Annotated in this window: 19 protein-coding genes; 15 read left to right on the forward strand and 4 right to left on the reverse strand. The window is 67.7% G+C overall.

Going from position 1 to position 20,132, the window contains the following annotated elements; genetic code table 11:
* Positions 1-32 precede the first annotated feature (32 nt).
* Together Q0C57_RS07555 and Q0C57_RS07560 are read right to left on the reverse strand one after the other, a co-directional pair.
* A complete protein-coding gene (locus tag Q0C57_RS07555; protein ID WP_296574398.1) occupies positions 33-1,274 on the reverse strand; it encodes a pilus assembly protein TadG-related protein in 1,242 nt (413 codons plus the stop codon).
* A 182-nt stretch (positions 1,275-1,456) separates the two neighbouring features.
* On the reverse strand, positions 1,457-1,762 hold the full coding sequence (locus Q0C57_RS07560) for a hypothetical protein (protein WP_296574400.1): 306 nt from the start codon (positions 1,760-1,762) through the stop codon (positions 1,457-1,459).
* Positions 1,763-2,057: 295 nt separating this feature from the next.
* Here Q0C57_RS07560 and araD point away from each other — a divergent pair, with 295 nt between their 5' ends.
* Complete coding sequence (gene araD / locus Q0C57_RS07565) at positions 2,058-3,794, forward strand: L-arabinonate dehydratase (RefSeq protein WP_296574405.1); 1,737 nt, start codon at positions 2,058-2,060, stop codon at positions 3,792-3,794.
* A 376-nt stretch (positions 3,795-4,170) separates the two neighbouring features.
* Here araD and Q0C57_RS07570 read toward each other — a convergent pair whose 3' ends face one another.
* Positions 4,171-4,419, reverse strand: coding sequence for a hypothetical protein (locus Q0C57_RS07570; RefSeq protein WP_296574408.1), 249 nt, complete (start codon positions 4,417-4,419; stop codon positions 4,171-4,173).
* Between the two features lie 228 nt (positions 4,420-4,647).
* On the opposite strand from Q0C57_RS07570, the gene Q0C57_RS07575 reads away from it, so the two are divergent.
* From Q0C57_RS07575 to Q0C57_RS07620, 10 genes are all read left to right on the forward strand, one after another.
* Positions 4,648-5,634, forward strand: a complete 987-nt coding sequence (locus tag Q0C57_RS07575) for an NAD(P)H-binding protein (RefSeq protein ID WP_296574669.1) — start codon at positions 4,648-4,650, stop codon at positions 5,632-5,634.
* A 98-nt stretch (positions 5,635-5,732) separates the two neighbouring features.
* Positions 5,733-6,449 (forward strand): phosphonate metabolism transcriptional regulator PhnF, encoded by a 717-nt coding sequence (gene phnF, locus Q0C57_RS07580; RefSeq protein WP_296574411.1) that lies wholly within the window; start codon positions 5,733-5,735, stop codon positions 6,447-6,449.
* Between the two features lie 107 nt (positions 6,450-6,556).
* On the forward strand, positions 6,557-7,744 hold the full coding sequence (locus Q0C57_RS07585; protein ID WP_296574413.1) for an ABC transporter ATP-binding protein: 1,188 nt from the start codon (positions 6,557-6,559) through the stop codon (positions 7,742-7,744).
* A complete protein-coding gene (locus tag Q0C57_RS07590) occupies positions 7,737-8,672 on the forward strand; it encodes a carbohydrate ABC transporter permease (protein WP_296574416.1) in 936 nt (311 codons plus the stop codon). Before Q0C57_RS07585 ends, Q0C57_RS07590 begins: the two co-directional genes overlap by 8 nt.
* A gap of 8 nt (positions 8,673-8,680) precedes the next feature.
* The gene (locus Q0C57_RS07595) at positions 8,681-9,526 is read left to right on the forward strand and encodes a carbohydrate ABC transporter permease (RefSeq protein ID WP_296574419.1); all 846 of its coding nucleotides are present in this window, start codon (positions 8,681-8,683) and stop codon (positions 9,524-9,526) included.
* A gap of 25 nt (positions 9,527-9,551) precedes the next feature.
* Positions 9,552-10,415, forward strand: a complete 864-nt coding sequence (phnD, locus tag Q0C57_RS07600; RefSeq protein ID WP_296574425.1) for a phosphate/phosphite/phosphonate ABC transporter substrate-binding protein — start codon at positions 9,552-9,554, stop codon at positions 10,413-10,415.
* A 2-nt stretch (positions 10,416-10,417) separates the two neighbouring features.
* Entirely contained in the window at positions 10,418-11,245 is an 828-nt protein-coding gene (gene phnE, locus Q0C57_RS07605) for a phosphonate ABC transporter, permease protein PhnE (RefSeq protein WP_296574428.1), read from the forward strand.
* Entirely contained in the window at positions 11,245-12,048 is an 804-nt protein-coding gene (gene phnC / locus Q0C57_RS07610) for a phosphonate ABC transporter ATP-binding protein (RefSeq protein WP_296574431.1), read from the forward strand. The genes phnE and phnC overlap by 1 nt, the downstream gene beginning before the upstream one ends.
* 27 nt (positions 12,049-12,075) lie before the next feature.
* Entirely contained in the window at positions 12,076-13,359 is a 1,284-nt protein-coding gene (locus tag Q0C57_RS07615) for an ABC transporter substrate-binding protein (protein WP_296574434.1), read from the forward strand.
* Between the two features lie 77 nt (positions 13,360-13,436).
* Positions 13,437-14,306: a metallophosphoesterase gene (locus Q0C57_RS07620; protein ID WP_296574437.1), complete on the forward strand. Its 870-nt coding sequence runs from the start codon at positions 13,437-13,439 to the stop codon at positions 14,304-14,306.
* A gap of 52 nt (positions 14,307-14,358) precedes the next feature.
* Here Q0C57_RS07620 and Q0C57_RS07625 read toward each other — a convergent pair whose 3' ends face one another.
* Positions 14,359-14,799, reverse strand: a complete 441-nt coding sequence (locus Q0C57_RS07625; protein ID WP_296574441.1) for a MarR family transcriptional regulator — start codon at positions 14,797-14,799, stop codon at positions 14,359-14,361.
* A gap of 128 nt (positions 14,800-14,927) precedes the next feature.
* Here Q0C57_RS07625 and Q0C57_RS07630 point away from each other — a divergent pair, with 128 nt between their 5' ends.
* From Q0C57_RS07630 to Q0C57_RS07645, 4 genes are all read left to right on the forward strand, one after another.
* Positions 14,928-15,719 (forward strand): crotonase/enoyl-CoA hydratase family protein, encoded by a 792-nt coding sequence (locus Q0C57_RS07630; protein ID WP_296574444.1) that lies wholly within the window; start codon positions 14,928-14,930, stop codon positions 15,717-15,719.
* Positions 15,720-15,810: 91 nt separating this feature from the next.
* Complete coding sequence (locus tag Q0C57_RS07635) at positions 15,811-17,694, forward strand: feruloyl-CoA synthase (protein ID WP_296574447.1); 1,884 nt, start codon at positions 15,811-15,813, stop codon at positions 17,692-17,694.
* Positions 17,691-18,557 (forward strand): amidohydrolase family protein, encoded by an 867-nt coding sequence (locus tag Q0C57_RS07640; protein ID WP_296574450.1) that lies wholly within the window; start codon positions 17,691-17,693, stop codon positions 18,555-18,557. Before Q0C57_RS07635 ends, Q0C57_RS07640 begins: the two co-directional genes overlap by 4 nt.
* Before the next feature lie 91 nt (positions 18,558-18,648).
* The gene (locus Q0C57_RS07645) at positions 18,649-19,635 is read left to right on the forward strand and encodes a tripartite tricarboxylate transporter substrate-binding protein (protein WP_296574453.1); all 987 of its coding nucleotides are present in this window, start codon (positions 18,649-18,651) and stop codon (positions 19,633-19,635) included.
* Positions 19,636-20,132 lie beyond the last annotated feature (497 nt).

Consider the following 20,132-nt stretch of genomic DNA (forward strand, 5'->3'; position numbering starts at 1 on the left):
GGATCCGTCCGGGGTCTTCCGCTGCGGCGCGATCAGCGCGTCAGGCGCAGCCGCGTCAACTGGCCGCCAATATCCGTCAGCGTTGTCAGGAGTTGCGTCGGGTTGGTCATCAGGGTGAACTTGTCGCTGCTACTGGCGCAGGCTCTGAGCACTGCCGAAGTGGGATCGCCTCCGGTATTGACCTGAATGGTGAAGAGCGTCACCCCGGCAGCCTTGACCGCATGGCACAGCAGGGCTTGTCGCGCGTCGATCTCGCTCTGACGGCTGGAGTGCCGGCTTTCCGTATTCAAACCGTCGGAAATGAGGATGATCGCTCTTTTGAAGGTGAACTTCGGATCCTCGACGGGGGCGTGCATCGGCGATCCCTGCGTCAGGGTCTGCCAGGCCCAGGCGAGGCCGATGACCTGATTGGTGTTCCCCTGTGGCCGCATCTGCGCCACCGTCGAACGCAACTGGCCCCAGTTCGACGTCAGAGGCTGGATCGCCACAGGCGTGCCGCCGGTGTAGCTCTCGTGCATTGCCGGAAAATAGGTCGACGAGCCGATCGGCGTGGCATTGGTAATGTCATTGTTCCTGTCGCGATCCTGGATCGCACCGCTCCAGGTCGTCGAACATCCCCACCATGTGCAGACCGTCGCATCCGCCATGCGGATCCAGGGCGCATTGCGATGGGCCGTGCCGACATTGACCACCTTGGCGAAGGGGACGATGGAGACCAGGACGTCACCGTCGTTGCGGGCATTGGCCTGCAACTGGGAAAGCAGGCTCAGCGTCGCGGATTTGAGGGCGTCCATCTTGCCGGCACTCGCCATCGAGCCGGTATTGTCGAGCGCCAGGGCCACCCTCAGGCGGGTGATGCCCCAGGCGGTTTTGGCGACGGCGCCCACTCCGACCGAATCGATCCCGATGACGGGCAGGAAGCTCGCCGGCATCTGGAACGTGGCTGTCAGTTCGAGCGTCGAATCCGTTACGGTGGCGACGACCTGAGGTGTCGGTATGCCCGGTTCCCTGAACTGGGCGGCGAAATAGGTCAGTGCATCCGCCCGGATCTCGTCTGCGGTCTTGCCCGAGGCGCGGGACGAGGCCGCGACTGCCGCCGCGTCGAGTGCGGACTGGAGTTTGGCCTGGAGGCGCGAGGCGCGCGAATAGTCGACCGCAGAACCGATGAATCCGAAGATCGCAATCAGGCAAATGGCAAAGATGATCGCAACGCTTCCACGCGTATCGCGGCGAAATCGCCGAACGAGACTGTGCAAAAAAAGAAGATAAAACATGCGAAATACCGGAAAAATAACGTAAATATCATTCGTATTTTGTCTCTCTTTCTCTTGCTGAATCGCTAACGTCCCGGTTCGACAGCTCCGAGGGCCAGGACTTGCTGCATGATCGGATGTTGGCGCGCGACAGCGCTGCTCCCAAGCGGAGCGTCAGCGGCACGCAGCCGGCGTGGCTCGCCTCAGCGCAGGAAGGCGTCGAGCACGTCGTCGAGGCGCCTGGTCGGCGTGCGCTGGCACTCGGTCGTGACGCGCGCGAGGACCTGCGTATAGGTCATGTTGCGCAGGATATCCTTGTTCTTGTGGAAGGCCGACGCCGAAAGGTAGCCCAGCATCCACTCGCGATATTCGGCCGCCTGCGGGGTGGTGCGCACGCGCAGCCAGACCGAGCAGGCATCGGTCCCATGACCGAGGATGCGGACGGCCTGGGCCTCGCCTGCCGCGAGCGCGGTGAGTGCAACGACGGCAACGAGGGCGATACGGCGCATGGTCGATTCTCCGGGCGCCGGGATCCCGCGTTGAGTCCCCCTGCGCGTCGCGGAGCCTAGCCACGCCGGGAGTTTTCGCAAGCGCGATGCGGCTGCCCGTCGGGTGCCCCACCGGCGCCAGGATGCCCCTGGACCGATCATCCTGCTTCTGGCAAGGCCCCGGGATGGCCGGCTTGGCTGGAATCGCCGCTGTCCTCGACAGTGCGTCTTGCCATTGGCTGCCACCCGTCCTTGGATGTGCCCCCGGCCGCGAAGAGCCGATCATCCCTGTCGAAACGCCCAACACGAGATGCCCATGACCCGCCGCAAGACCCCTGCGGATCTCCGCAGCGCCCGCTGGTTCGCCCCCGACGACCTGAGGTCCTTCGGACACCGCTCGCGCTGGATGCAGATGGGCTACGCGCCGGAGGACTGGGTCGGCAAGCCGATGATCGCCATCCTCAACACGTGGTCCGACGCCCAGCCCTGCCACGCCCATTTCAAGGACCGCGTCGCCGACGTGAAGCGCGGCATCTTCCAGGCCGGCGGCTTTCCCATCGAACTGCCGGCGCTGTCGCTGTCCGAGAGCAACGTCAAGCCGACGACCATGCTCTACCGCAACCTGCTCGCCATGGAAGCGGAGGAACTGATCCGCTCCCATTCGGTCGATGGCGCCGTGCTGATGGGCGGCTGCGACAAGACCACACCGGCCCTGCTGATGGGCGCGACCTCGGCCGGCCTGCCGATGATCTACGTGCCGGCCGGCCCCATGCTGCGCGGCAACTGGAAGGGCCACACGCTGGGCTCAGGCTCGGATGCCTGGAAATACTGGGACGAGCGCCGCGCCGGCAACATTTCCGACCGCGACTGGACCGATGTCGAGGGCGGCATCGCCCGCTCCTACGGCGTCTGCATGACCATGGGCACCGCCTCGACCATGACGGCCATCGCCGAGGCCATCGGCATCACACTGCCCGGCGCCTCCGCCATTCCGGCGCCGGACGCCAACCACAAGCGCATGTGCGCGGCCTCTGGCCGGCGCATCGTCGACATGGTCTGGGACGACCTCAAGCCGACCGACATCCTCTCCCGCAAGGCCTTCGAGAACGGCATCACGGTGGCGATGGCCATGGGCTGCTCGACCAATGCCATCATCCACGTCATCGCCATGGCGCGGCGGGCCGGCGTCGACATCAGCCTCGCCGATTTCGACAAGGCCAGCCGCAAGGTGCCGGTCCTCGCCAATGTGAGGCCGAGCGGCGATACCTATCTGATGGAGGACTTCTACTATGCCGGGGGTCTGCCGGCGCTGATGACGCGGCTGACCGGCCACCTTCATCTCGATGCCATCACCGTGACCGGCGGGCCGCTGGCGGAGAATCTGGCCGGTGCCGAAGTCCACAATGACGATGTCATCCGGACGATCGAGAACCCGATCTATGCGGAAGGCGCGCTGGCCGTGCTGAAGGGCAACCTCTCCCCCGACGGCTGCGTCATCAAGCCGAGCGCCTGCGCGCCGCGCTTCCTCAAGCATAGCGGCCCCGCCCTCGTCTTCGACGATTATCCCAGCATGAAGGCGGCGATCGACCGCGACGATCTCGACGTCACCGCCGATACGGTTCTGGTCCTGCGCAATGCCGGGCCGCATGGCGGGCCGGGCATGCCGGAATGGGGCATGCTGCCGATTCCGAAGAAGCTGGTGAAACAGGGCATCCGCGACATGGTCCGCATCTCCGATGCGCGCATGTCCGGCACCAGCTACGGCGCCTGCATCCTGCACGTCTCACCGGAGGCCCATATCGGCGGGCCGCTGGCGCTGCTGCAGACCGGCGACATCATCGATCTCGATGTCGACGGGCGCACGCTGAACATGCGGGTCACGGACGAGGAACTTGCACGCCGCCAGGCCGCATGGCAGCCGCCGAAAGCCCATTACGAGCGCGGCTACGGCTGGATCTTCACCAAGCACATCAAGCAGGCCCATGAGGGCTGCGACTTCGACTTCCTTGAGGAGAGCTTCGGCGGGCCGGTGGCCGAGCCGGTGATCTTCTGAGCGCCGGAATCCGGCGAGACATGCCGGTGATGCACGGTGCATGGCTGCCGGACCGGGCGCCGGTCGCGGAACGATGGCCTGTGACGGGCGTTGTCCTGACGCGTCACCCCGGAGGCCACCACGATGATGCAGAACTCGCCCATCCTTCTCGGTACATGCTATTTCGGCACTCCGCAGCCGCCCATGCCCGAGCCCTTCCCCCAACCAGGCCCGCCGCCTGTCCCGCCCCAGCCCGACCAGCCGGAGCCGGTTCCCATTCCGCCGCAACCGGAAGATCCGATCCAGACACCCGACACGATGTGAGCTCCCCAAACGCAGAGGCCCGCCATCCTGAGACGGCGGACCTCGTGTCCTTGGCCGGGCGACCGGCGCATCGTCACCAGTCATAGCGGCGGCGGCGCCACATCCGACAGCGGCGCGACATCCGGCGGCGCCAGCCCCACTGCATCTCCTCCGGTGAGGCGACCGAGATGGCGGTGGTGGCGGGGGCCGTCACCGGGGCGATGGACGGCAAGGGCTGCGCGGCGGCGGGAGCGAGCCCGGCGGTCACCATCACGGCGGCGGCGCCCGGCGTAGTGGCGAGCAGCGCCCGGCGGTTCACCATGCCGGAGTCTGGCATGATCATGGCGATGCGTTTCCTCCTTGTGGCTGACCAGACGATGACTTGCGGCACGTCTTGAATGCGGGTGAACCGGAGGGCACCGCCAGCGTTCAGGTGGGCGGTGCCCGGCTTGATTCCCGCCACCGAACCAGCCTTGATCACACGACCCTCATGGACCCACCTCCTCACGCCTCCCTTGCTACCGGAACCCGTCCCGCCGCAGCCGCGTCACCGCGGCCGCGACGCGTCCTGCTGTTCGGCGCAACCGGCACGATCGGCCAGGCAACCGCGGCGGCCCTCGTCGCACGCGGACATGCCGTGACGTGCCTGGTCAGGCCGCGCGCCGGGGTCGGCGGGCGTCTGGACGGGGAGCAGATCGCGCGCCTCCTGGCGGGCGCGACGATCCGTTTCGGCGACATCACCGATCCCGGCCCCCTCCTCGCTCCGGACGACCGCTTCGATGTGGTCGTCTCGTGCCTCGCATCGCGAACCGGGGCGCCGGACGATGCCTGGGCCATCGACCATGCGGCACAGATGAACGTTCTCGCCATCGCCCGGCAGGCGGGCGCCGGCCAGATGGTCCTGCTCTCGGCGATCTGCGTGCAGAAGCCGCTCCTCGCCTTCCAGCAGGCCAAGCTCGCCTTCGAGACGGCGCTGATCGACTCTGGGCTGACCTATTCAATCGTCCGCCCCACCGCCTTCTTCAAGTCGCTGTCTGGTCAGATCGCCCGGGTGCAGGCCGGCAAGCCCTTTCTGATGTTCGGCGACGGGACCCTGACGGCCTGCAAGCCGATCAGTGACGCCGATCTCGCCGCCTTCCTCTGCGATTGCCTCGACGACCCGGACAAGCACGACGCCATCCTGCCGATCGGCGGGCCCGGGCCGGCCCTTACCCCCCACGACCAGGGTGAGGCGCTCTTCGCCCTCACCGGACGCCCGCAGCGCTACCGGCGGGTACCGATCGGCGTCCTCGACACCGTCATCGCGGCCCTCGCACTGCTCGGGCGTGTCGTGCCGTCCCTGGCTGCCAAGGCTGAACTGGCGCGGATCGGTCGCTACTATGCCACCGAATCCATGCTGGTCTGGGATCCCGTGAACGGGCGTTATGATGACGATGCGACCCCCTCGACCGGCGCCGACAGGCTGGTCGACTTCTACGCCAGCGTCATCCGCGGCGAGGCGCGGGTCGAACGCGGCGACCACGCGGTGTTCGGCGCCGACGCCGACAGGTCCGGATAGGACAAGGTCCGCGCCGGCGCGGCCCGAGCGGCCGGCGTCATGTGCCTGACGTCTTCCTCACGGCCTCATGGCCCAGCCCCCTCCCCAATGCGACCCTGATGGGCAAGAACCGTTTTCCCGTCTGGCGGCTCATTCAAAGCGAACTGGAAGCGGAGATCCGCTCCGGCCTGATCGGTCCTGGCGACCAGTTGCCCTCGGAGAACGACCTCGCCGAGCGGTTCGCCGTGAACCGCCACACGGTGCGGACGGCTCTCGCCAATCTCGCCATGGTGGGCATGGTGCGGGCGCGGCGCGGGCGCGGCGTCTTCGTCGAGGACCGGCCGCCGGAATATCGCATCAACCGCGATTCCAAATGGAGCGAGATCGAGCGGCAGATGAATGCGGCGCCATCGGCACGCGTGATCGATGCCAGCGAGCGGGCGGCGAGTTCCTCCGTCGGCGGGCTGCTGGGACTGGCCGAGGGAACGCCCCTTCTGCTCGTCGAGAGCGTGCGCGGCGCTGCCCCTGCCCTCCTGATCTATTCCTACCACGTGCTGGAACATGTCCGCTTTGCCGGGATCGACGCGGCGGTGCGCCGGACAGGCAGCTTCACCGAGGCGCTGGCAGAATTCGGCGTCGACCAGTTCTTCCGCACCTCGACGTGGATCGACTGCCGGATGCCCCGGCCGCGCGAGGCGGAAGCGCTGGCCATCCCGCTCGATGCCCCGGTTCTGGTGATGATGTATGTCGACAGCGACGCCGAAAGCCGGCCGCTGCTCTATGGCAATGCCGTCATCCCCAGCGGCAGCCTCATCCTGCGCATCGACACTCTCTGAAGCGCTTCGCCGCACTGCGGCATTTCCGGCGAACCGTCACACGCCCGTTAACTTGTCGGCTTAAAGGCGACAAGTGAAGCCGTCGCCTCGACGGCGGAGGCGGGACGATGGCCGGCATATCGCTTCGGAACATCCGGAAGAGCTTCAAGGACGCGCAGATCCTGCACGGCGTCTCGCTCGACATCGCCGATGGCGAATTCCTGACGCTGGTGGGTCCCTCGGGCTGCGGCAAGACCACGCTGCTGCGCATCATCGCCGGCCTCGAGACCCAGGATTCCGGCGATGTCCTCATCGGCGACCGCATGGTCGACGACCTGCCGCCGAAGGCCCGCGACGTCGCCATGGTGTTCCAGTCCTATGCCCTCTACCCCTATATGACGGTGGCGGAGAACATCGCCCTGCCTTTGGAGATGCGGCGCCTGTCGGCACTCCAGCGTCTGCCCCTGGCGGGACGTTTCATGCCAGGGGCGCGGGCAGCCCGTGCCGGCATCGACCGGGACGTCAAGGCCGTGGCCGATGGGCTCGGCATCGGCCATCTCGCCGCCCGCAAGCCGGCCCAGCTCTCCGGCGGCCAGCGCCAGCGCGTGGCGCTCGCCCGCGCCATGGTGCGGCGGCCCAAGGCCTTCCTCATGGACGAGCCGCTGTCCAACCTCGACGCCAAGATGCGCGTCCAGGCGCGCACCGAGATTTCCGAACTTCACCGCTCGCTCGGCGCCACCTTCGTCTACGTCACCCACGACCAGGCCGAGGCGATGACCATGTCGGACCGGGTGGCTGTCATGATGGGGGGCCACCTTCTGCAGGTCGCCCCGCCGCAGGTCATCTATGACGATCCGCAGGATCTCGCCGTCGCCACGTTCATCGGGACGCCGGAGATCAACACGCTGCCGGGCCGGATCGGCGCCGACGGACGCGTCGAGGTGATCGGGACGCCCTGGCCGGTCACGGTCGAGGGCCAGCCGGGTGCCGAAGTGACGGTTGCCATCCGCCCCGAGGCGCTGATGGTGACGCGCGGGGCCGCCAGTGACGCCATCGCCCTCGTCGGCACGATCCGTCATGTCGAGATGCTCGGCGCCGAGACGCTGGTCCATGTCGTCGCCAGCCCGCTGACCCGGCCTCTCGTCACGCGGATCGAACCGTCGGCGGCAGCGGCCTTGAAAAAGGGCGACCCGGTCGCGCTGTCGACCGACCCGCGCCGGGTCCTGGTCTTCGGCAAGGACGGAAAGCGGATCGCGGTCCGCCAGTCCACCCCGGCTCTGACGCCGGCCGCGCGGGGGGTGACGGTCCATGTCTGACCTCGCCCTCGCCGCACCGACACGCCTCGACCATCGCGCGCACGCGCGGGCGGGCGAGACGGCCGAGCAGCTCGCCGCCTGGGTGCTGGCGGGACCGGCCTTCGCGCTGATCTGGATCCTGCTGCTGGGGCCGACGGTCGCCGTCTTCGTGCTGTCCTTCACCGACTGGACCTTCGGCATGCCGGAGATCGCCTGGGCGGGGCTCGAAAACTACCGCGAGATGGCCGGCGACGCGGTGTTCTGGAAGACCCTGCGCAACACCCTGACCTATGTGGCCTTCGTGGTGCCGCTCTCGGTCTTTCTCGGGCTCGGCGCCGCCATCCTGATCGAGGCGGGAGAGAGCCTCAGAGGCTTCTACCGCGCCGCCTTCTTCCTGCCGGTGGTCTCGACCCTGCTCGCCATGGCCCTGGTCTTCCAGTTCGCCTTCCATCCGACGGTCGGAGCCATCAACAGGACCCTCGCCCTGGTCGGCATTCCCACGACCGACTGGCTGAAGAACCCGGACACTGCGCTCTTCGCCCTCGGCGTGATCGGCATCTGGCAGGCGATCGGCCTGTCGATGGTGCTCTTCATCGCCGGGCTGAAGGCGATCCCGAAGGATCTCTACGAGGCCGCCGCGGTGGACGGTGCCGACGGCCCCTTCGAGCGCTTCCGCCGGGTGACATGGCCGATGCTCGGCCCGGCCATGCTTTTCGTCGTCACCATCACCGCGATCCGCGCCTTCCAGGTCTTCGACACGGTGCAGGTGCTGACCGACGGCGGCCCGAACAAGGCGACCAACGTGCTGCTGTTCCAGATGTACCAGGAGGGCTTCTCCTTCCTGCGCTCGGCCTATGCGGCGGCCCTCACCGTCGTCTTCCTCGGCTTCGTCCTGCTGGTCACCGTCATCCAGGTGCGCCTCCAGGAACGCAACACCCATTACGGTTGAGGGGCCCCATGCGCACGCGCTCCATCGCCGCGACCGGCCTCGGCTTCCAGCTCTTCCGCCATGCGGTGCTGGGCCTCGGCGCCTTCCTGATGCTGGCCCCCTTCGTCATCATGATCTCGGTCAGCCTGAAGCCGTCGGGCGAGATCTTCGCACCGGAATTCACGCTGCTGCCGAAACAGTGGCACGCCTGGCAGAACTATGCCGATGCCTTCACCAAGCAGCCGCTTGCCCGCTACATCCTCAACGGCTTCATCGTCACCGGGTCCATCTTCGCCTGCCAGTTGCTGACGGCGCTGCCCTGTGCCTATGCGCTGGCGAAGCTGCGCTGGCGCGGCCGCGAGACCATGTTCATGCTGGTCCTGCTCGGCCTGCTGATCCCGCCGCAGGTGACCGCCATCCCGCTCTACATCCTGCTCTGGCAGGTCGGGCTGCTGAACACCTATGCCGCCATCATCCTGCCCTCGACCATCTCGGTCTTCGGCATCTTCCTGATGCGGCAGTTCTTCCTCACCGTGCCGGACGATCTCATCAACGCCGCCCGTCTCGACGGGCTCGGCGAGTTCGCCATCGTCTGGCGGATCATGATGCCGACGGCCATGCCAGCGGTGATCGCCTTCGGTGTCCTGTCGCTGGTGTGGAACTGGAACGAGTTCTTCTGGCCGCTCATCGTCGTGCAGTCCGAGCACCTCGCCACCCCGCCGCTCGGCGTCGTCTTCTTCGCCAATGCCGAGGCCGGCACGAATTACGGCCCGCTCATGGCGGCGGCCACCGCCATCACCGCCCCCCTCGTCATCGCCTTCCTCGCTGCCCAGCGCTGGTTCATCGACGGCGTCACCATGACCGCCGTCAAGTGATCTCGACCCCCCAAGGAGACCTGTCATGACCCTGATCGATCGCCGCATCCTTCTCGCCGCCGCAGGCGCCGCCATCGCCGCCCCCGCCCTTGCACAGGCCCGCCCGACGCTGAAGATCGGCCTCGGCCCGCAGCAGCCGACCCAGGCCGACACCCGCCGCGTCTGGGAGCCGGTCTACAAGGCCATCGCCGACAAGGCGGGCTTCAACCTCGAACTGCAGGTGGCCAACGACTGGGCCGGCATCGCGACGGCGCTCGCCAACGAGCAGATCGACGTCGCGCAGATGGGCCCGTGGGGCTACATCCTCGCCAAGGTGCGCGGCGAGGCGCGCATCATCAACACGATGCTGGTCAACGGCATCCCCACCTACAAGGCCATCATCGTCGGCCGTCCCGGGCTCACCATCGCCAAATTCCCGGATGACGCCAGGGGCAAGTCGATGCAGATGCTCGACGTCGGCTCGACCTCGGGCTGGCTCGTGCCGACCCATTTCCTCCGCTCGAAGGGCATCGAGCCGAAGACCTTCTTCGGTCGCTATGCGGAGGGTGCTTCCGCCGCCGCCGCCCAGATGGCGACCGTCAACGGCCAGGTCGACCTCGCCACTGGCTGGGACACCCATCGCAATACCATGATCCGCAACGGCACGATCCAGGCGACGTCCAACACGGTTGTTTGGGAATCCGATCCGCTGCCGAACGAGTGCGTGGTCGTGTCGAAGAGCTTCCCGCAGGCCCGCGCCGAGGTCCTGGCGGCGGCGCTCGCCGGTCTCTCCGACGAGGAGAAGAAGCTCCTGCCCTGGCCCTATACCGGCTTCGTGACCGCCACCCACGCACCCTACGAGGTCCTCGAGAAGATGGGCCGCGATCTCGGCGTCATCCGGACCTCCTGACCATGACCCCTTCGGCGACCCCGACCCGGCGCACCGACGGCTCCTATGTGGAGCCGCCGGTCACCTTATGGTCCCGCGCCTTCCTGGCGCGGGTGGCGGTCGGGATTGCCGTCGTCGCCTTCGTGGTGGCCTCAGTGCGGATCGCCGAGGTCGACCCCGCCAAGCTCGTGACCGGCCTGCCGCGGCTCTGGGCCTGGGCCTCGACGGCCTGGCCGCCCTATACGGGCGACTTCGACGCCTTCGTCTACCGCGCCCTGGAGACAGTGGCGATCGCGACGGTGGGGACGACGGTGGCGACGCTGCTGGCCTTTCCCCTGTCGATCTTCATCGCCCGCAACATGACGCCATCGCCGCTGCTGTCCGTTCCGGTGCGAGCGGTCGTCAACGCCTTCCGCGGCATCGACACCGTCGTGTTCGCTATCCTCTTCGTCGCGGCTGTCGGCCTCGGTCCCTTCGCCGGCGTGCTCGGGATGATCGTCCATTCGCTGGGAGTCATCGCCAAGCTCAATGCCGAGGCCATCGAGACCATTCCGCCGGCGCCTCTCGAGGCCGCGGCGCTGTCGGGCGCCAACCGCACCAAGATCGTCACCTATGCCATGTTGCCCTCGGTCCTGCCGAACCTCGCTTCGGTCTCCCTCTATGTCTGGGAGGCCAATGTCCGCACCTCGACCATCCTCGGCATCGTCGGTGCCGGCGGCATCGGTATCGAGATCAAGGCGGCGATCGACCTGCTCGACTTCCAAAAGCTGCTGACGCTCTCGGTCATCGTGCTCGTCATGGTCACGGCCATCGACCAGTTCTCGGCTTGGCTCCGGCGGAGGCTCGTCTGATGGCGGAGGTTCTCGCCCTTACCGGCGTCACCAAGACCTATGGGGCGACGACGGCGCTGGCCGACGTGTCGCTCGCCCTCCGGCCGGGCGAGGTCGTTGCCCTGGTCGGCCCGTCGGGTGCCGGCAAGTCGACGGTCTTCCGCTGCGTGACGCGGCTCGTCGCCCCGGACAAGGGGACGGTCGAGGTCCTCGGACGCGATCTCGCCGGCCTCGGCGGCAGCGAACTGCGACGGGCGCGCCGCGACGTCGGCCTGATCTTCCAGCAATTCAACCTGATCGGCCGCATGTCGGCGATCGACAATGTGCTCGCCGGCCGCATGGGGCATGTCGCGACATGGCGGGTCGTCACCCGCCTGTTCCCGCGTGAGGACCGCCAACTGGCGCTCGCCTGCCTCGATCGCGTCGGGCTCCTGGACAAGGCCTATCAGCGCGCCGATTCCCTCTCCGGTGGCCAGCAGCAACGGGTCGCCATCGCCCGGGTCCTGGCGCAGCGCTCACGCATCCTGCTCGCTGACGAGCCGGTCTCAAGCCTGGATCCGCAATCGGCGGACAATGTCCTGACGGTTCTGCGGACGGTGGCGCGCGAAAGCGGCATCGCGGTTCTCTGCGCGCTGCATCAGGTCGACCTCGCGCGCCGCTTTGCCGACCGCGTCGTCGCCCTGAGGGCCGGACGGGTCGTCCTCGACGGGCCAGCCAGCGCCTTCGACACCGCAGCCTTCACGACGATCTACGGGACGGCCGAGCATCCCCCGGCGGCCGCTCCGACGACCTGCGATGCCGGCCCCCGGCTCGCCCTTTCCTGATGCATGCCTCTGACCCCTGGAGCGACCATGACCACGTCCCGCCGCACATTCATTGCCAGCGCCGCCGCTACGGTGGCCCTGCCCTCCTATCTGCGCGCCCAGTCCACGCCGGTGGAACTGCAGGTGCAGTACTCCATTCCGGTCCTGTTCAAGGACCTGATGGAAAAGATCGTCGCCGACTTCCAGAAGGCCAACCCGACCATCAAGGTGACGCTGCGCGCGCCGGAGGTGGGCTATGAGGAAATCCTCCAGCGCAACCTGCGCGACGTCGTCACCAACACTTTGCCGGACATTGCCTTCCACGGCCTCAACCGTCAGCGCACCCTCGACGAGCGCCGGATCCCTGTCGATCTCAAGCCCTTCATGGACGCCGATCCGGAGACTGCCTCGCTCGGCTTTTCGCCCTCGCTTCTGTCGCTCGGCCAGACCGGCAGCAAGCAGACCGGTATCGGCTTCGCCATGTCGACGCCGATCCTCTATTATAACGTCGACCTGCTGAAGGCCGCCGGTGGCGATCCGGACAAGCTGCCGACCACCTGGGACGAGGTCATCCGCCTTGCCGCCGCCATCCAGGCTCCGGCCCAGAACCGCACCGGCCTGTTCTATGACTGGACCATCACCGGCAACTGGGCCTGGCAGGCCCTTGTCATGTCGCATGGCGGAACGATGCTGAATGCCGACGAGAGCCGCGTCGCCTTCAGCGAAGAGCCGGGACAGAAGGCTATCCGCGTGCTGCGCAAGATGGTGGACGAGGGCAAGATGCCCGATATCCGCCCGGACACGGCCTTCCAGGACTTCTTCTCAGGCCGCCTCGGCATGTCGATGCAGTCCACCGCCCAGCTCGGCCGCTACAACCGCGAGATCGGCGGGCGCTTCAAGCTGGTCTGTGGCCGATTCCCGCTCTCGGCCGCCAATCCGCGCCTGCCCGCCGGCGGCAATGTCGCCATGATGTTCACCAAGGACCGCGCCCGCCAGGAAGCGGCCTGGAAGTTCATCAAATATGCCACCGGCCCGATCGGCGCGACGGCGATGGTCAATGCCACCGGCTACATGCCGGGAACCACCATCCCGGCACAGCGCGAGGACATGCTCGGCAATTTCTATCGCAACAATCCGAACCACCTCGTCGCCATCCGCCAGCAGGACGTGATCAACGGCTGGTACGCCTTCCCGGGCCAGAACGCCCTGCGCATCACCGACGTCATCAACGATCATCTGCAGTCGGTGGTGAACAAGTCGAAGGGCGCCGACGAGGCGCTGACCGCCATGGCGGCCGCCGTGCAGCCCCTGCTGCCGCGCCGCGCCAGCTGATCTCCATCCACGCCATTGGCCCGTCCCGCCCCGGCGGGACGGGCCTTGCTCCGTCCCCTGCCCGTCGAGAACCGCCCATGACCCGCGCCGCCCGCCTCTGCATCGTCACCGACATCCACCACGGCAAGCCGTCCTTCTCGAAGGCGGGTCCGGCCGCACTCGGTCTGATGGAAGAGTTCCGACGCTTCGTCGCCGAAGCCGATCCCGACATTGTCCTCGATCTCGGCGACCGCATCTCGGATGAGGCACGGGAGAGCGATCTCGTGCTGCAGAAGGAAGTGGCGGAGGCCTTCGCCCCCATCGCCCAGCGGCGCTTCCATCTCGATGGCAACCACGACCGCGACCATCTGGAGGTCGCCGACAACGACGCCATTCTTGGCAGGCAGGTCGGCCATGAGACCATCGATATCGGCGCCTGGCGCATCGTCGTCTGGCGCGCCGACGCCAAGCTGCACCGGCCAGACGGCTTCGCGCTGCAGGATGCCGATCTCGCGTGGCTCGCCGCGACCATCGGCGCCGCCGACCGCCCGCTCGCCATTGTCAGCCACGTCCCGGTCTCCGGCCATTCGCAGGTCGGCAACCGCTGGTTCGAGAACAATGCGCGCTTCTCGACCTATCCGACGGCCGAGCGCGTCCGGGCGGCGCTGCGCCTTGCGAAGGTGCCGGTCGTCTGGATCTCCGGCCACGTCCACTGGAACACGCTGACCATGGTGGACGGCATCGCCCATCTGACGCTGCAGTCGCTGACCGAAACCTTCGCGACGGCGGGCGAACCGGCGGGCGCATTCGCGCTGCTGGAGCTTTCGGATCAGGTGCTCTGGCGTGTCCATGGCCGCGACGACTTCACCTGGTCGACCCGCGCCGAAGCGCTGTCACGGCGCTGGCTCGCGCCGATGCCGGATTTCCGTGAGCTGGCCGGAACGAAGCTCCACGCGGCCGCCGAATAGGCGGACGGCAGCCCTGGCATCCAGCGGACGACGCCCGTCGCCCGCGCTACCGTCACAACGGCCGCATGAGCGTCGCGAGCCGCTGCAGCGGCGCGAGCAGCGCTTCATATTCGGCCGGGCCGAGATGGTCGCGGACGCGATCGACATGGGCCTGTGCCATGGCGTGCAGGGTGGCGAGGAAGGTCTTTCCTTCATCCGTCAGTGTCAGATCCACGGATCGCCTGTCGCGGGCGGACGGCGTCCGCAGCACCAGGCCCCGCGCTTCCATCCGGCGGATCAGGGGCACGAAATTGGTCTTCTGGATGCCCAGCGTTTCGGCGACCTGCGAGGGTCCGGCGCCGGGATTGCTGTCGATGACGGTGAGCACCGCATAGTCCGCCGGCGACATGCCGTGTGCAGCGAGCACCGCGCCGATATCGGCAAAGACGGCGAGCTGCGCCCGGCGCAGGAGGTAGCCGACATGGCCGTCGAGAGGCCCCAGATCGAGCGCCATCACCACCTCGTGATCCCCGGTCGCGGCGCGACCGGGAGCGGTATAGGCCCTTTCCCCATTGACACAAGCCTCGCGCTGGAAAATAGTTATATCAAATAACCAATAATGGTTCCGTGGGAGCGGCGTCCGTGCCTGACCTTTCATCCTGCCCGGGTCTGAACGTCCAGACCGACGGAGCCATCGCCGTCATCCGGCTGGCACGCCCCGCCAAGCGCAATGCCCTCAGCGAAGACATGGTGGCGGGCCTGTCGCGGGCTGTGTCCGGCCTGCCTGCGGCGATCCGCGCGGTGGTCCTCCACGGCGAAGGCGACCATTTCTGCGCCGGCCTCGATCTGGGCGAGGTGGATGGCGAGCCTGACCTTGCCGCCGCCATCCATCACTCGCTCGGCTGGCACCGCGCCTTCCAGGACATCCAGTTCGGCCGGGTGCCCGTCATCTCGGTTCTGCACGGCGCCGTGGTCGGCGGCGGGTTCGAACTGGCGGCTGCAACCCATATCCGCATCGCCGAGCAATCCGCCTTCTTCGCGCTGCCGGAAGGCCAGCGGGGCATCTTCCTCGGCGGCGGCGGCTCGGTCCGCATCCCCCGGCTCATCGGAACCCCGCTGGTCCAGGACATGATGCTGACCGGACGCACGCTCTCCGCCGACGAGGCGAAGGCGGCCGGCGCCTGCCAGTACCGGGTCGCCGACGGCGCCGGACTGGCGCTTGCCATGGATCTCGCCCGCAAGGCGGCCGGAATTGCCGACATGACCCGTTTCGCGGTGATCCACGCCCTGCCGCGCATCGCCGAGGCCGACCCCCATATCGGCTACCTGACGGAAGCGCTGATGGCCTCGGCCGCCCAGACCATGCCCGAGGCCAAGGCCCGCGTCCGCGATTTCCTCGCCAAGCGGGCGGCCAAGGTCTCCCGGCCCGCCTGACGGGCGCCGCCGGGCCGCATGCTCCGGCACAGTGCATTCCGCATGTCCCCCAACGCCTCGCCAGCCACAGGCGGCACCCCCGGAGGCTTCGATGTCGCGTGTCGCCCCCCGTCAGACGACTGATGCCGATGGTGACGGCTGGCACCGGCTCGGCCGCCTTGAGCCTGTCATCGAGGAGCGGGCCGACGGCGTCCGGTTCGTCTCGGTGCGCCAGACGATCGGCGCCTATCCGCGCGCGCTGCCAGACCGCCTGGTCCACTGGGCGGCGGCGGCGCCCGACCGCACCTTTCTCGCCGAAAGAACAACCGAGGGCGCCTGGCGCAGCCTGACCTATGCCGAGACGTTGCGGCAGGTCCGGCGCCTCGCCGCCGGGCTCCTGCGCCACGACCTCTCGGCCGAGCGGCCGGTCGCGATTCTGTCGGGCAACGGCATCGACCATGCCCTGGTCGCCCTCGCCGCCATGATGGTCGGCGTGCCCTATGCGCCGATCTCGCCGCCCTACAGCCTGGTGGCGCGCGACTTCGGCAAGCTCGCCTATTGTCTCGACCTCCTCACACCCGGTCTTATCTTCGTCGCCGATGCCCATCCGTTCCGGGCGGCGCTGGCCGCCGTCGCGGGACAGGACCGGGTGCTGGTCGCCGCGCAGCGGTCGGAGACGGGCGGCGCCCTGCCGCTGACGGCGCTCGAAGGCGAGGCGGACGATGCCCGGGTCGACGCGGCCTTCGCGGCGATCGGTTCCGACACCATCGCCAAGTTCCTGCTGACCTCGGGTTCGACCGGCGAGCCGAAGGCGGTGATCAATACCCAGCGCATGCTGATGGCCAACCAGGCCATGCTGGAGCAATGCTTCCCCTTCCTCGCCACGACGCCGCCCGTCTTCGTCGACTGGCTGCCGTGGAACCACACCTTCGGCTCGAACCACAATTTCGGCATGGTCCTGACCCATGGCGGCACGCTGCATATCGACGAGGGCAAGCCGGTGGCAGCGGGCATCCTGCCGACGGTCCGCAACCTCCGCGAGATCGCGCCGACCGCCTATTTCAACGTGCCCAAGGGCTACGAGGCGCTGCTGCCGCACCTGCAGGAGGACCCTGCCTTCGCCCGCCACTTCTTCAGCCGCCTCGACATGCTGTTCTATGCCGGTGCCGGCCTTGCCCAGCCGGTCTGGGACGGCTACCGCGCCCTGGCGCGCGAGGCCGCCGGCCGCGACATTCCCTTCGTCACCGGGCTCGGGGCGACCGAAACCGCCCCCTCTGCCCTGATGAACCTGCGCACCACCGGCCAGGCCGGCGCCATCGGCCTGCCGATGGCCGGCGTGACGCTGAAACTCGTGCCGGTGGACACCAAGCTTGAGGCACGGGTCAAGGCCGAGACGGTGACGCCCGGCTATTGGCGCCGGCCGGACCTGACGGAAAAGGTCTTCGACGAGGAGGGCTTCTACCGGTTCGGCGATGCCGTCGCCTTCGCTGATCCGGCCGATCCGGCCCAGGGTTTCCTGTTCGACGGCCGCCTGTCGGAGGACTTCAAGCTCGCCACCGGCACCTGGGTCAGCGTCGGCCCTCTGCGGCACCTGATCTCTTCGAACCTCGACCCGCTGATCCGCGACACGGTCATCACCGGCCACGACCGCGATGAGGTGGGCGTGCTGCTGGTGCCGGACCGCGAGGCCTGCGCCGCCTTCACCGGCCTGCCGCCTGGCGATGCCGGCCTCTACGCGCATGCGGGGCTGATTGCGGACATCACACAGCGTCTGGCCAGTCTGGCCGCGGCGGCCACGGGCTCGTCCAACCGGGTGGCGCGGGCGATGATCCTCACGGTACCGCCATCGCTGGAGGACGGCGAACTCACCGACAAGGGCTCGATCAACCAGCGCGCCGTGCTCACCCGCCGCGCCGATCTGGTCGCTGCCCTCCATGCCGAGCGGCCCCCGGCCAATGTCATCGTCTTGAAGTCCCGTGCAGGAGTTGCGCCATGAAGGTCGACGACCTCGTCGCCATCGACATCCACACCCATGCCGAGGTCTCATGCCGGCAGGAGCCTGATCCCTACTGGGCGCCCTATGAGGAAGCGGCGGGCAAATATTTCAAGGTCGGCAAGCGGCCGACCATCGCCGAGACCATCGCGCATTACCGTGCGCAGCGCATTGGCCTGGTGATGTTCACCGTCGATACCGAGACACAGATCGGCAACCGTCGCATTCCCAACGACGAGATCGCCGACGCTGCCCGCGACAATGCCGACATCATGATCGCCTTCGCCTCGATCGACCCACACAAGGGCCGGCTCGGGGCGCGCGAGGCGGAGGCCCTGATCAAGGGCGGTATCGTCAAGGGCTTCAAGTTCCACCCGACCTGCCAGGGTTTCTACCCCAATGACCGGATGGCCTATCAGCTCTATGAGGTCATCGCCCACTACAAGATGCCGGCGATCTTCCACACCGGCCATTCCGGCATCGGCACCGGCATGCGTGGCGGCGGTGGCATGCGGCTCAAGTATTCGCAGCCCATCCACGTCGATGATGTCGCAGTCGACTTCCCGGATATGACGATTATCCTCGCTCATCCATCATGGCCCTGGACTGACGAAGCGCTCTCCATGGCTCTGCACAAGCCCAATGTCTACATCGACCTCTCGGGGTGGATGCCGAAGTATTTCCCACCGCAGATCGTCCAATATGCCAATGCGCAGCTGCGGACGAAGATGCTGTTCGGGTCGGATTTCCCGCTGATCGCGCCGGAACGCTGGCTCGCCCAGTTCACCGAGGTTGGCTTCAAGCCGGAGGTGCATGACCTGATCATGAAGAAGAACGCCATGAAGGTGCTCGGGCTCGGAGGCTGACCGCCGACCCCCGCACGAGGAGGCCGTGCAGACCAATCGCGGCGACCGGACCTGCAAGAACCGGCACCGCTTCACCAGAGAGAGGAACCCCATGAAGACCATGAATCGCCGCCGCATGCTCGGCCTGTCAGCCGCAGCCCTGACCGCATCCACCCTGCCCGCTCCCGCCCAGCTCATCCGCGGTGTCGGCCGTCTCGTCGTCGGCTTCCCAGCGGGCGGGCCGACCGACACGCTGGCGCGGCGTCTCGCCGAAAGTCTGCGCGGAACGGTCGCCGAGAGCTTCGTCGTCGAGAACCGGCCCGGCGCCTCTGCCAGGATCGCCATCCAGGCGGTGATCGAGGCCCAGCCTGACGGCCGCACCATGCTGGTGAGCCCCGATGCCATGTTCACCATCTATCCGAGCGTCTACCGGCGGCTGGCCTACAATCCGGCGACCGACATCACCCCCGTCACACCGGCCACCTATGTCACCTTCGCCATGGCGGTCGGCCCGATGGTACCGGCCGAGGTCCGCGACGTCGCCACCTTCATCGCCTGGGCCAGGGCCAATCCCGACAAGGCGGCCTTCGGTTCGCCCGCCGCCGGCTCGTCGCCCCATTTCATGGGCGAATTGCTGATCGCCTCGGCGGGCCTCCAGCTCCGCCACGTGCCCTATCGCGGCTCGACCCCCGCCATCCAGGATCTGATCGGCGGCCATATCGCCTCGACCATCACGCCGATCGGCGACTACCTGCCCCATGTGGCCGGGGGCGTCCTGCGCGTCATCGCCGTCGCCGACCGGGAGCGCTCGGCCTTCCTGCCGAGTGTCGCGACCTTCGGCGAACAGGGCCATGCCAAGGTGGTTGCCCGGGACACGTTCGGCTGCTTCCTGCCGAGAGGGACAGCGCCGACCCTGGCGGCGCAGATCGCCGGCCTGATCGGCGAGGCCGTGAAGGCGCCGGCGACGCGCGATACGCTGCGCGCCGTGGGACAGGAGCCCTTTACCATGTCGCCGCCGGATTATGCGGCCTATCTCGAGCAGGCCCGGCGGAACTGGGAGCCGATCGTCAAGGCGTCCGGCTTCTCTCTGGACGAATGAGTGCAGGCGAACGGGCCGGGCGGGGAGCCCGGCCCGTTCGCGTCGAGGCCGGAATCCCCCGGCGCTCCGGCGCCGCGTGGCGGCCGGAGCCCACGTCAAGGCCTGCAGCCCGGAAATTCTCGACGCCGCCCAAAAGGCGGCCGACAAGATCTATGCCTACCTTCGAAGACCAATGCCGACTTCAAGCGCCTCTACGAGCACATGCGCGCTTCCGCAACGAGGAATATCCGTGGTGGCAGGTGGCGGAGTATTCCCTGGATACGATGATGCAGCGCCGGCGCCAGCGCGGCTGAGCCGGCCTGGGCTCACCTCGACAGCAAGCGTCGGTTCCGTTCGAGACCGGCGCCGATGTTTCAAGACTGACGGATCCGAACCCCTGCGGCCTGTGTCCGTCCCTACTGCCGTCGGATGCTGAGGGGGGCAGACGCCAGTCCTTTCGATCGTTCCTGGCATTGTCGCCGAGACCAAGGCCTTGGCCCGCGGCGGTCTCGCCGATC

It is taken from the genome of Phreatobacter sp., assembly GCF_022843985.1.
Lineage (GTDB): Bacteria > Pseudomonadota > Alphaproteobacteria > Rhizobiales > Phreatobacteraceae > Phreatobacter.